Here is a 12,704-nt window from a genome sequence, read left to right as displayed (position 1 = left end):
CTACCAAAAATATGCACAATTTCATCTGTTTGACAAGTAATTATCGTAAGTTCATCACATACTTCACCTAGAAGGTATGAGCAAAAGTTCATGACACTACTTAGCCCTTCCTCTATACATAAAGTATATTGTTAGGTCGTAAATAATCTTTACTGATCCACTAATCACGAAAGGTAAGGAATAAAGTCCTAGTGATATTAAATCACCAACTATCGGTGATCCAGGCAGGGAACTAATGCTCCTTGCCGTATTCGTTATTGCGTTAGCGGCAACCCTTTCCTCATCACTGAATATCTGTGCCATAAACGCCTGCCTAGTTGGCACATCCATCTGAGAAACACTCTGCCTTAACAGAAGAAATGCGAGGCTTCCAGGAAATGTTCCGGCGAATGGTATTAGGATCAGAAATACATTTGATAAAATGTGCGTATATACCATAGTCCTTAAATTACCAATCCTCTCAGCTATGAGCGGAGCAATCACTAATGACAATGCAGTAATTATATTAACGACCATGAACACAACACCCAATTCCCTTAAAGACACGTTGTAACGAACATAAAACCAATACGATAATAAGGACTGCGTTATTAACCCACCGCCAAAGGCATCCATCGAGTACAATACTGATAAATTCCTAATATCAATAACGGCAGACCTATTTAACCTCCTTAAGCCAATACCCTTTCTTGACGACTCAATGCCACCTAATGCGCTGTAAACGATAATCATAACTAAACCAGCGATGGCATAAACCAGGTACATAGACCTGATGACATACAGACTATTACCTAAATATGCCGGTAACGAGGAAGCGAGAGCACCGATTGACGAGGCAGAATAACCAATTAAATTATACACACCCAAAACTCTACCCAACCTATTACCTGTAAATCTCGGCAAGACACCAACCTCAACAGACTGAAAAGGACCTGTCTCGGTCCCCGTAGTACTTACATTGCCAATAAATAGCGCCAATGCAATCACCAGATATAACGAGAATGAAAACAACAATACTCCGGACATAAACATAAGAAAACTGAAAATAATCAACAACCTCCCCCTACCAATAACATCACCAAACCAAGTCAACAATATGTTAGAAAATACATTACCAAGAACCACAAAGAACAGGGAAACACCGACATAAATAGGTGAAAAACCCAGCATGGCAAGGTAAATAGGCGTCAAAACACTAACAATACCAAAAACAAAGGTCCGCAGCCCCTTAACAAACAAAATCAAATAAACGCTCCTAACCATTCACTAAAACTCAACAAATAAGTACTAATCAACTTAACTATAATAATAAGATCGGTGCTCCATCAGGACTTGGTTCCACTATTATCTTACTTTCTATCCCAAAATATAAATCTACTATTTCGATTTGTAAATGTAAAAATATTTATTTTTAATTTTAAATTCAATATTATGTTAGCTTTATCAAGCTATAGATATTGCGCCATCAACCACAACCACAGCTCCATTCATGTATGATGAGTCATCGGATGCCAGAAAAAGCACGACCTTAGCTATTTCAGTTGGATCGGCAAATCTACCTAGTGGTATCCTTTGAAGGAATTGTTTTGTGAACTCTTCATAGGTTGTTCCATAAGCAGATGCTGCCCTAACAGCCATTGGTGTACTGACCCACCCTGGCGCTATCGCATTAACTCTAATTCCACGATTACCATACTCCACGGCCATACTCTTTGTAAGCATTATTAATCCCGCCTTAGATACTGAGTAGGGCATTGCTAGTGGTAATGGCCTTATACCAGCCACTGAGGCAATATTTACGATAATGCCCTTACTACGCCTTAACATTTCGGGTATTGCGTACTTACTCATTAACCAAGCGCCCTTTAAATTTACGCTAATGACCTTATCGAACTCATCCTCAGAAAAATCAGCCGAAGGCTTGCCCTCGGTAAGTCAATACCTGCATTATTAACGAGAATATCCAACTGACCATAACGCTTTACGGCTTCCCTAATGGCATTCTCGCAATCAGATGCCCTAGAAACATCAGCATGTACGAATAAGGCATCGCCACCATTACCCCTAATCATATTTGCAGTCTCCTCACCGCCCTTATCATTAACATCAGTAACAACTACTTTAGAACCTTCACTAGCAAATAATAACGCAATAGCCCTACCAATACCACTCCCTGCCCCCGTTACCATCGACACTCTACCATCCAACTTACCCATACCATTAAAAGCATGCATACTTTAGCTTAATTATATTCTCATTAAATAAAGTATATTATTACATCAATATTAACAATAACCTATTAATATAATAAATCAACTGGCGGCCCCGGTGGGATTCGAACCCACGACCTACGGCTTAGGAGGCCGCCGCTCTATCCTGGCTGAGCTACGGGGCCATTGGAGTGTTTTTGTTCATGGTTTTTAAGTTTTTGCCCGTGGATTTTAGGTGGGATTATGATAATTAATGTTTTGTGATGCGTTTTATCATACTTAATTCTACATTTTATTTATGGCTTCTACGTTTTACTTGTGGTGGTAGTGCCTTTATTGTGATTGTATGGGTTCTTAATGCATAGCTCTTTATTACGGCAACCCCATCCTGTGCATAGGTTATTTCACCGGCATGCTTCTTTAATCCTACCTTCTCTAGTATTTGTTCTTCACTTCTCCACTTAACATCCATTATACCTACTCCACCTATCATGTTTAACCCCTAATTATGCTCTCTCTCTGCTTCACCGAACCTATCTTCAATGGTCCTAAAACCAAGGCTTCACCAACACCAATACCTAGGGTCTGGCCCGGTCGATACATGAATGCAGCATCATTACAATTATTAATGTCAATATTAAAATCCTTGACGTTGTTTTCTACGGCATTGAGCACGGAATTTCTACACAGCTTCCCAGAACCTTCGACTCTCTTAACAACACCAACAGTTGGGATCCCGGAATTACTAAGCCTATTCATCACGTTGATCCTCATGTCAGCCAATCTCCTCCTCTCTTTCATTGCCAGGTATATGGGTCCATCAATAACGAGGAGGTTATTATTAAGGAGCTTACTATTCATTAAGGAATCTATGAATCTTGTCTCAAGACCCATTCTGACCTCATCAACTACAACGCCGTCATCATACTCAATGAAGTAATCACCCTCAAGGCTTCTAGTCCTAATATAACCACTGATCGCATTGTTTTCCTCAATAGCCTTTAAGACATCCGGTGGTGCTTTTAATCCTGCAAATCCCCAGTCAACATTGATTGGTTTACCAAACGTGGTCTCCGGATACGTAATTATTGGGTTCCCAGCACCGTATGCCGCAACACCGGTTATAAAGAGCTTAAAATTGTGCGTACTAAAGCTTCTGCTTGATCCATCAATAACCAAGAAATCATGATTAATACTTACATTTAACTTACTTATTCTTGATCGATTGATCTGTGTATTTCTCAATGATGTTACTATGAGTTCATTATCGGGTTCTGAGGTAGTACCATACTTATACGGAGGTAATGCACCTCTAGAATTTGCAGCAATGTCCAGGAATTTAGTAATTACATTATTAATATTGATCATTTAATTAGGTATTTCATGCAACTTCTTAACAAATATTGAGTAATTTCTGTGTATTACAAAGGAAAAGCACTTATCAATTGTTTTAATCCCATGGTCCCAATGAGACTTAAATTAGTACGTGCAAACAGAGTGCACGGATACTACCTACTCCCGAAAAAGCCCAATAATCCGTTAAAGCTCTCGACAGTCATAATCAAGGCTGGCCCTAAGGAGTATTATGAGGCTAAGGGTGTCGTTATTAATTATGAACCAGGAATTGGTTGGGTATTAATATTACCAATAATTAGGGATGAAATCGAATTGCTATACCTCGATCAATAATCCAATTAACCTGAAAATCAGTACAAATCGGCGTAATTGCCTTAATAAGTCCATGGCCTATTATGGATGCATTTAAATCCAATTATTTACCATTTATTGAATGGGTAAGTATTCGTTGATGACGAATAGTGAGACTTTAATCCGTTTCCCTTATTTCATTAATAAAACTCAAAAGATTAGTAAGTTCCATATCTTAATATCAATAATTACTACCTACCAGTAAATAACCTTCTTGGATTATCTATTAGTACTCTGTTTATTTGTTCCTCAGTTATACCCTCACTTCTCATTCTCGGTATTACCTTCTCAAATATTAAGGTCATTGTCCAATCAGGCACCGTACTCCTCACAACCTCTGGTGGATACCAATCAATAGTTGGGCAATAATCATGCGATAACAATAATTGATCAATCCATCCCCTCTTAATAAGCTCTATTGCGGTCTTTACCCTCTTATCGAGAGGTAGGTATATATCAAGACCGAACCTATCGAGGCCAATAAATGCACCTTCCCTCAATATTTGCTCAATGAATGAAATATCATCAGTATCACCAACATGTCCAATCACAGTCCTTGCCAAGTCCACACCTTCTTCCTTGAATATCCTTATGAGATCAAGGCTCGACTTATTGCCAACAAAGGAATGAGTTATTATTGGCACATCAGTCTTTATGTGAGCCTTAGCTGCGGCCCTAATAGCCATTTCCACATCCTTAGTAAGCCCTGATGAGTCAATAACCGCCTTAACAAAGGCTGCCCTTGTATTTGTTCCCTGTATACCTATTGTTATGTCATGAACAAAGGCGTCGACTAAAGAATCAATGCCTCTATTCTTAAAGTAAAATGGAATTTCCGTATACGTATAAAATCCGGTACCCATTATTATGTTAACACCCGTGGCCTTAGCAACCTTCTCATTAAACCTCACATCACATCCTATACCAGCCACTGTAAGATCGATAATAGTCTTAACACCATACTTCTTAGCTGCATTAACAGCGTCAATGGCACGCTTAAGCTCCTCATCCTCATTATAAAGGTGAGGCCAATTCCAACGAACAACTTCAGTAATTAGTCTAAGATGCTCATGAAATAATGTTAAACCCATACTACCAGGGTCTATTTCATTTCCTCCAGCAATCGATATCCTGACCATACCACGACTCATTGCTTACCACCAACCTTCTTCCTTTCTTGCTCCTGAAGTATTTTCCAGTCTATTTTACCAGTGGCTGTCTTAGGTAATGAATCAACAAACTCCACAATCCTTGGATATTCATATGCCGACATCCTCTCCTTTGCCCATTGTATTATATCTTCAGGCTTAATTTTGCCCTTATACTCTGGCTTGAGCACAACGTATGCCTTAACCTCTTCGCCAACCCTTAAATCTGGTATTGCTACTACCGCTACCTCAAGAATGGCTGGATGCATGTATAGAATATTCTCGACTCTATATGGCCAAACCTTATACCCAGCCCTATTAATCATTCTCTTAATCCTATCAACATAGAAGAAGTAGCCCTCATCATCCATATAAGTCACATCCCCAGTTCTAAAGTAAAGCTTTCCATCAACCTCTATAAAGGCCTCCTTAGTCTCCTCCGGCTTCTTCCAATAGCCTTTAAACACATTAGGACCCCTAATTATGAGCTCTCCCGTCTTACCCTGTGGTAAAACTTCCTTCGTATCTGGATCTATCACTAAGGCGTCGGTGCAGGGCTGCGGTATTCCTAAGTCACTGCCAATTTTAACCCTATGCGGTGGATTAACGTGTGTTTGTGAGAATGTTTCAGTTAATCCGTAACCTGCTAAGTAATCAAGGCCAGTGAGCTCCTTAAATCTCTTAGCTACAGCCTCAGGCATTGGAGCACCGCCACCACCAGCCAGTATCAATGACGAAAGGTTCCTTTTCTCAATGCCAGGCATTGCTAATAAATCAACGATCATAGTTGATATACTAGTCCAGTGAGATATTCCATACTTCTCAATTGCATCTATTGCGTTTTCTCTATCCCAAGTTGTCATTAATACCATTGTTGCACCAACGTAAAGTGGCACTAATACGGAATGCACGAGCCCCGTCACATGGAATATGGGCAATACTGTTAATACAATAGCACTTGGCGCTGTATTATACCAAACCGCGGCGTTTAGTGCGGATGCCCACATTGTACCATGACTATGCATAACGCCCTTAGGAATTCCTGTTGTACCTGAAGTATACGGTATTGCGCCAAGGTCCTCATACGTAACCTTAACCTGAGGTGGACTACCATTAAAGGAAACGGCATCTCTCCAATTAATCACGCCTTGAGGTACTTCAGGGTCCATTAACATTAATTGCGGTAATTTTAACTCAAGCTTCTCTGGAAGGTAATCCCTATATCTACCAACAATTACATATCTCAGAGATGGAACCCTATCCTTAATGCTAAGTAGCCTAGTTAATAATTGTGATAACGTAATAATAGCCTTAGCCCCAGTTTCCCTCAAAATATACTCAAGCACGTCAGGTGCTGCTAATGGATTAACTGGAACGGCAATAGCATTAGCCCTTAGTATACCAAAAAATGATATTAACCAATGAGGCGTATTCGGCATATAAATGGCTACCCTATCGCCCTTATCAATACCCAAATTATACAAAAACGATGAAAATCTAAGTATTGAGTCCCAGAACTCTGAATATTTTATTCTGAAGCCATAGTAAATTATCACATCCTTATCTGGATACCTAGCCGCTGATACCTCAACCATATTAAAGAGAGGAACTTTCGGATAATCCATTCTCCTTGGAATTCTCGGAGGCCAGTACCTATACCATACCCTGTCACTAGGTATTTCGCAAACATAATCTCTCTCAGGAACCAGCTGAACTTCGGTATCTCCTATCTGTTTTGTTATTAATTCCATGAACTATTTTATATATGAAAGCTATTAATAAACATCTTCTCTATATATTATATGTATTTATTACAATGCATCTATTTAAATTTAATAACAAATAAGCTAATTAATCATTAGTCATAAATGTTAAGAATATGGTTAGGTCCTTTGAGGATTATGTTAATAGTCTGCGTGATGGTAGGGTCATTTATTATAGAGGTAAGCTTGTGAGTGACGTAACGACACACGAGATTTTAAGGGCTGCGATTAACCATGCAGCTGAGCTTTACAGATGGCAGATGGACCCTGAGCTTAAGAAGTATTTGACGTTTGATGATCCGCAGTATGGTACGATAAGTAGGTTTTACAAAGTACCTAGGAGTCCTGAGGATCTTATTGAGAGATTTAAGCTCATTTATAATACGACATTGCTTGGTAGGGGTATGTTTAATATTATGAAGACTATTGGTTCAGATGCGTTGTTTGGACTTATGATTGCATCTAAGCAACTCGATAGGATCAGGGGTACTAATTACTTTGATAGGGTTATGAGGTATTATGAACGTGTTGTTAAGGATGATGTTACAATAGCCGTTGCCCAGACGGACGTTAAGGGCGACAGGATGCTTAGGCCTCATCAACAGGAGGACTCAGACCTATATGTTCATATTGTTGGTAGGGATTCTGACGGCATCATTGTCAGGGGTGCTAAGGTGCATACGACCCAGTCCATCGCGGCTAATGAGCTTATTGTCCTGCCCTATAGGAATATGGTTAAGGAGGACGCTGATTATGCTGTTGCCTTTGCGCTACCGGTCAATGCCAAGGGCACGGTTCTAATACCTAGGCCACTGAGGGAGGTTGAGATTAATATGCTTGGTGATGAGTTTCCAATGGGTAAGACTAATGTGGAGGTTGAGACGCTGACCATATTCGATAATGTCAAGGTTCCGAATGATAGGGTGTTCCTGGCAGGTGAGTACGAGTTCGCGGCACCCTACGGACTAACCTTTGCACTTTATCACAGATTCACCGCAATTTCCTATAGGGCTGCCCTGGCCGATATAATACTTGGTTACGCAAAGCTCTTTGCTGAGTATAACGATGTTGAGACAGCATCCCACATTAGGAGGGATATTGTCGATATAATAACGTATAAGGAGTACTTGGTATCCAGCGCCATAGCCTCGGCCGAGAAGTGCATCAGGGATCCAAACACGGGTATATGCATACCAAACCCGATATACACAAACGTGGGTAAATTAACGGCCAATGCCAAGTACCTAGACGCTGTTAAGGACATGATTGACGTAGCAGGGGGCCTACTCGCCGATATACCATCAACCAGCGAATTAAGTAATCCAACTGAGGAGAAGTACATGGTTAAGTACTTAGTCGGTAAGAAAGGTACTGATGCAAGAACAAGAATTCGACTATTTCAAGTAGCCCGCGAATTCCTATCAGCCCTCGGGGCATTACTATCCGTAGGTATGATACATGCGGAAGGGTCAATAGAGGCAAGCGTAATAGAACTATACAGGTCGTATAACTATGACATAAGCAGGACAGCAGCACTATATAACGCAGACCTGGCGAAAATCGACGACATAAAGAAGCTACTGGAGTGGTGGTAATTAAAAATTGGGTAAAATCTATTTTCAATTTTCTTAATTTAAGGAAACTACATAAACATGTTCTTATACCTCTCCCTTAATACCTTCTTGTCTATCTTTGCTGTGCCAGTTCTTGGTAGCTCCTCGGTTTTTATAAATACGAACTTATCAGGTATCCACCACTTTGGCATTAACCCCTTATTAACAAACTCTCTCTGTAAGTAATTCCTCAGTTCATCCTCAGAGACCATACCAACATACTCAGGCTTAAGTGCGACAACGGCTATAGGCCTTTCAATCCATCTTGGATGGGGAACTCCAATAACAGCAACCTCACTAACCGCTGGATGCGTTGATATAAACATCTCCAACCTTGACGATGGTATCCACTCACCACCACTCTTAACTGCATCCTTCTCCCTATCAATAAAAAATACACATCCATGCTCATCGATTACGACCATATCATCAACATCGAAGTACCTAAACCTCCAAGCCCTCTCAGTCTTCTCAGTATCACCAAAATACTCTCTGGTTATAGTTGGTGAATAGAATACGAGTCTACCAATCGTTTTACTATCCCAGGGCAGCTCCCTACCATTCTCATCAATCACCTTAACAAGCGTCAATGGTACAGGAGTACCTAAGGAATTCCCAACCACCTGGTGATCTCTAAACTTCTCAAAGTCATAACCCTCCTTCAAGTAATATCTAGGCACCATGAACGATCTGGTTATTGCCGTAAGTGTCTCGGATGGGCCATAACCTGTCAATATTTCAATACCCATCTTCTTAGCCTCCTCATACACCGCAACAGGTAATGCCTGACCTCCGTAACCATAGGAGAAACCGTGTAAATTACTAATACCCATGGACTTGGTGCTCTCGATTATTGATATTAGCATTGATGGTACGCCCTTAGCAATAACCCTACCATTTAGCTTCCTTGCATCAGGAATTAGCTTATCAACAAGCAGCCTGGTTATGTAACGCCAGTCATACCTGCCAGGTAATACCATAGGAGCTCCAATGAGGAACGATTCATATGGGTGAAGCCATGCAAGTATATGGAACATAGGAGTGGTAATTAATTGGTAGTCCTTATTATTGACTAGGATTGGTGGTTGCTCCTCAGCAATCAGTAACTGCATTGTGCCTATGACGACTTGCCTATGCATGTGATACACAGCCTTAGGCCTACCCGTAGTCCCTGATGTGAAGAAAATCTCTGCAATAACATGCTCCTCAACATCAGGCCAATCGTAATAAGATTTACCACGACCAACAACATCATCATACTCATAAACCCTAACATTACTTGGAACCTCAACCTTAATCCTAGGAGTTTCACCAGTACCGACTGTCTTTGCATCATCCATAATTATAATATGCTTAAGACTGTTAATATTAGTAAGTATGGATTTAAGCAGTGGTAGGAAGTCTATATGAATGAAAAGAGCCTCAGGCTTAACGATACCCATTGTATAGAGTATTTCCTCGGGCGCTAGCCTAATGTTTACTGTAAATAATGTCGCACCATACATAGGAACACCGAACATAAGCTCCAAGTATCTAACGGTATTCCAATCCATAACGGCAATCTTACCACCAAACTCACGAGGTTTCTCGGCACGCTTAACATTCAATTCATCAAGAAACGAACCAAGCGCATTAACTCTACTGTAAAGATCTTTATAGGTATATTCTTTAATGGGTAAATTGATAAGTATGCATATTCCATATTTGAGGCGTATACGGAGGGAATTAATGATTACGTATCTCAGGTATTAACTACGAATCAATACTCAATATATTACAAGTTAATTGGTTATAGGCCAAGTTATTGGATTCCTCTTGATTCGCTGTATGTCCAACAGTACATGGTTGAGGGACTATCACTCACATTCACTCCACTTAGGTTCTCAGCACTAGCGGGAGCAATGGGTTACGAACTAGCTAACCAATTATATCCCTACGTATCACCTGTTAATCAAACGTTTTATGTCCCCGGCAATGGCAGCTTATTAACATTACTCGAATACGAGGACAAGTGCCTAAGTACGGAATTCATTCCCTACATCCCCGTAAATGAGGACTGGAGTCCGTTGCCTCAGCAAATCATGTATTCCCAGGAGCATTGGAAGGACCTACTTGCAATATACATGTACTTAGTAAGTAATGTGTTACCTAGTGATCCAGGACATAGTAATGCAATTGCTGTTCAATCTACAAAGTCCGAATACCCACTCCTCATGGGTGGCCCGGTGCTACCGACGACACTTCCATCGATTTGGTTCCAAGTTCAGTTAATAGATCCTAATTACACGGTTTATGGAGTTTCAATACCGGGTACGCCGGTCATCATAATAGGGTTTAATAAGTACATTGGTTGGACCCTCACTGATGTACAGGCGCAGATGACTTATTTCTACTTCATAAATGCCACAGCCAATGGTTATTACCTAAACGGTGCTTTCTATCCATACAGACAGTACATATACTACATACCACTACCAAATGGTAGTTCTGTGAGGTTCATAGTGAACTGGACATTACTCGGTCCAGAAATTCATTATGGAGATACGTACGTTATCATGAACTGGACGGGTGATTTACCATCAGACGATATTGGTGTTTTACTGCATATTATGCAGGCAAGGAATTTCACAGACTTCTGGAATGCACTGAGTCTATGGTACTCACCACCACAGAATTTCGTGTATGCTGATGTTTATGGGAACATAGCCGCAATAAGTGCTGGTCTATACCCATTGTTTAATAGGGGTTATCCAGGCATGATATTACCTGCCATCAACGGGTCACTTATTATTGGTTACATACCTTATTATGAAATACCACAGACCTGTAACCCATCGTCTCATTACATAGTTGCATCAAACCAGAGACCAATTGGTTATGCATATCCATTCTACATAGGCCCATCTTGGGACTTCTTCTCGGTGGGTTTCAGGGCGTATTCCCAGGCATATCTCCTTAATCAGACGAATACTGTTACTCCAGGTTACTTAATGTATGTTCAGTGGAATGACTTGGACTACTCAACCAAGTACCTAGTGCCTTCGTTATTAATCGCAATTAGGATGTATGGTTGGAATAATACGACGATGAGGCAGGTCTATTACTTGCTATCTTCATGGAATGGTTGGATGAGCGCTAACTCCTCGGCTGCAACCATTTATTACTTCTTTGTTCATAATTACGTTAAGGACGTTGTTTATCCATGGCTTGAGTACTACGGAATAAACACGTCAGCATTCCCAGTGAGTATGAGTAGTAAGTTGGTGGCGTTTGTGGCTAACTTAACAATTAATGATCCGTACTCACCCTGGTTCAACAATCCACTAACTGGCGAAAGGAGGAATGCATACATGGTCATGGTACTGGCGCTAAATCAAACAATCAACTACTTAACGAGTATTGCCGGCAACAACATAAGTAATTGGGAGTGGGGTAGGTTCCACGGTCATTACCTCGAATCATTAACATCACTGTCACAATTCTCTGAGGGTCCATTCCAGCAGGGCGGCGATGCAAACACGATGTGGGATTCAAGCGGGTTAAACATGACTGGTGGTCAGTCATTCACTTGGATAGCCATATTCAATCAATCTCCACCAATAGCCTACGGCGTATTCCCAGGCGGTGAGAGTGAGGATCCGTTAAGTCCGTATTATGACAACTACGTACCAATATACGAGCATCACGAGTACTTACCATTAATATTCCTATTAAACTGTTCAAACCCAACCTTGGTACTAAGACCAGGGCCCCTCATACTAACAATAATCGAGTCACTAGCGTGGATGTTCTACATAGTGATTACCTTATTCATAGGCTCTCTCCTAACATATATGATGAGATTTAGAACGTTACAATATTCATTCTTGGCAGCTGGTATTTCAGTACTTACTCAATTAGTGAATTGGTGGTTACCCTTTATAGTAGTGCTTGTGTTTTCTATAGTAATGACGCTTAGAAAGTATAGAATGAGGAATAACTTAATTATGGGTTCCACGGCAATGTTCCTAATGATAATCGCCGAGTACGTATTTTACCTAGGTTTTCACCTTAATAAATCAATAAAGTTGCTAGGTATCCTATCAAGTTTGGTGGGTATTCCAGCGATAGTAATTGCCGCATTACCAGTGCTAATTTATGTATTTAATGGTGCTGTGTCTGCCATGCTCGGTTATGAATTAGCATCGGTAGTCAGGCGAAAATATTAATCATCATTATCGTTAAAATTATTAAACAGTTTCATTTATGTATTGTGTATTAGAC

The 12,704-nt window shown here is 40.5% G+C and carries 11 protein-coding genes and 1 tRNA gene; 3 read left to right on the top strand and 9 right to left on the bottom strand.

Annotation, left to right across the window (positions count from 1 at the left end; genetic code table 11):
• Positions 1-96 precede the first annotated feature (96 nt).
• The 6 genes from VMUT_RS11680 to VMUT_RS11660 form a co-directional block, all read right to left on the bottom strand.
• Entirely contained in the window at positions 97-1,263 is a 1,167-nt protein-coding gene (locus VMUT_RS11680; RefSeq protein WP_013605618.1) for an MFS transporter, read from the bottom strand.
• 180 nt (positions 1,264-1,443) lie between these two features.
• The gene (locus VMUT_RS13300; RefSeq protein ID WP_083805505.1) at positions 1,444-1,881 is read right to left on the bottom strand and encodes an SDR family NAD(P)-dependent oxidoreductase; all 438 of its coding nucleotides are present in this window, start codon (positions 1,879-1,881) and stop codon (positions 1,444-1,446) included.
• Positions 1,872-2,234, bottom strand: a complete 363-nt coding sequence (locus VMUT_RS13295; RefSeq protein ID WP_052298554.1) for an SDR family NAD(P)-dependent oxidoreductase — start codon at positions 2,232-2,234, stop codon at positions 1,872-1,874. The genes VMUT_RS13300 and VMUT_RS13295 overlap by 10 nt, the downstream gene beginning before the upstream one ends.
• Positions 2,235-2,317: 83 nt before the next feature.
• A tRNA-Arg gene (locus VMUT_RS11670) sits at positions 2,318-2,395 on the bottom strand.
• Positions 2,396-2,502: 107 nt separating this feature from the next.
• Entirely contained in the window at positions 2,503-2,703 is a 201-nt protein-coding gene (locus tag VMUT_RS11665) for a hypothetical protein (protein WP_013605615.1), read from the bottom strand.
• Positions 2,704-2,705: 2 nt separating this feature from the next.
• On the bottom strand, positions 2,706-3,578 hold the full coding sequence (locus tag VMUT_RS11660) for a DNA double-strand break repair nuclease NurA (RefSeq protein WP_013605614.1): 873 nt from the start codon (positions 3,576-3,578) through the stop codon (positions 2,706-2,708).
• Between the two features lie 99 nt (positions 3,579-3,677).
• Here VMUT_RS11660 and VMUT_RS11655 point away from each other — a divergent pair, with 99 nt between their 5' ends.
• Positions 3,678-3,899 (top strand): hypothetical protein, encoded by a 222-nt coding sequence (locus tag VMUT_RS11655; protein WP_148224775.1) that lies wholly within the window; start codon positions 3,678-3,680, stop codon positions 3,897-3,899.
• A 209-nt stretch (positions 3,900-4,108) separates the two neighbouring features.
• Here VMUT_RS11655 and VMUT_RS11650 read toward each other — a convergent pair whose 3' ends face one another.
• Positions 4,109-5,068: a phosphotriesterase family protein gene (locus tag VMUT_RS11650; RefSeq protein WP_202795173.1), complete on the bottom strand. Its 960-nt coding sequence runs from the start codon at positions 5,066-5,068 to the stop codon at positions 4,109-4,111.
• A complete protein-coding gene (locus VMUT_RS11645; RefSeq protein WP_013605611.1) occupies positions 5,065-6,816 on the bottom strand; it encodes a long-chain-fatty-acid--CoA ligase in 1,752 nt (583 codons plus the stop codon). The genes VMUT_RS11650 and VMUT_RS11645 overlap by 4 nt, the downstream gene beginning before the upstream one ends.
• 128 nt (positions 6,817-6,944) lie before the next feature.
• Between VMUT_RS11645 and VMUT_RS11640 the strand changes: the two genes are divergently transcribed.
• A complete protein-coding gene (locus tag VMUT_RS11640) occupies positions 6,945-8,423 on the top strand; it encodes a 4-hydroxyphenylacetate 3-hydroxylase N-terminal domain-containing protein (protein WP_013605610.1) in 1,479 nt (492 codons plus the stop codon).
• Between the two features lie 47 nt (positions 8,424-8,470).
• Here VMUT_RS11640 and VMUT_RS11635 read toward each other — a convergent pair whose 3' ends face one another.
• The gene (locus VMUT_RS11635) at positions 8,471-10,114 is read right to left on the bottom strand and encodes an AMP-binding protein (protein WP_237699743.1); all 1,644 of its coding nucleotides are present in this window, start codon (positions 10,112-10,114) and stop codon (positions 8,471-8,473) included.
• Between the two features lie 6 nt (positions 10,115-10,120).
• Here VMUT_RS11635 and VMUT_RS11630 point away from each other — a divergent pair, with 6 nt between their 5' ends.
• The gene (locus VMUT_RS11630) at positions 10,121-12,649 is read left to right on the top strand and encodes a penicillin acylase family protein (protein WP_083805504.1); all 2,529 of its coding nucleotides are present in this window, start codon (positions 10,121-10,123) and stop codon (positions 12,647-12,649) included.
• The last annotated feature ends 55 nt before the right edge of the window (positions 12,650-12,704 follow it).

The sequence above is a fragment of the Vulcanisaeta moutnovskia 768-28 genome (assembly GCF_000190315.1).
Lineage (GTDB): Archaea > Thermoproteota > Thermoprotei > Thermoproteales > Thermocladiaceae > Vulcanisaeta > Vulcanisaeta moutnovskia.
The sequence above is the reverse complement of the archived record's forward strand: the minus strand, read 5'-3'. Positions and strand labels throughout refer to the sequence as shown.

What these genes read in the sequence shown, in the direction of transcription:
- VMUT_RS11640 (WP_013605610.1), top strand. Translation starts at nt 6,945, where the DNA reads ATGGTTAGGTCCTTTGAGGATTATGTTAATAGTCTGCGTGATGGTAGG.
- VMUT_RS11680 (WP_013605618.1), bottom strand. Translation starts at nt 1,263, where the DNA reads ATGGTTAGGAGCGTTTATTTGATTTTGTTTGTTAAGGGGCTGCGGACC.
- VMUT_RS11660 (WP_013605614.1), bottom strand. Translation starts at nt 3,578, where the DNA reads ATGATCAATATTAATAATGTAATTACTAAATTCCTGGACATTGCTGCA.
- VMUT_RS11645 (WP_013605611.1), bottom strand. Translation starts at nt 6,816, where the DNA reads ATGGAATTAATAACAAAACAGATAGGAGATACCGAAGTTCAGCTGGTT.
- VMUT_RS11650 (WP_202795173.1), bottom strand. Translation starts at nt 5,068, where the DNA reads ATGAGTCGTGGTATGGTCAGGATATCGATTGCTGGAGGAAATGAAATA.
- VMUT_RS11655 (WP_148224775.1), top strand. Translation starts at nt 3,678, where the DNA reads ATGAGACTTAAATTAGTACGTGCAAACAGAGTGCACGGATACTACCTA.
- VMUT_RS13295 (WP_052298554.1), bottom strand. Translation starts at nt 2,234, where the DNA reads ATGCATGCTTTTAATGGTATGGGTAAGTTGGATGGTAGAGTGTCGATG.
- VMUT_RS11665 (WP_013605615.1), bottom strand. Translation starts at nt 2,703, where the DNA reads ATGATAGGTGGAGTAGGTATAATGGATGTTAAGTGGAGAAGTGAAGAA.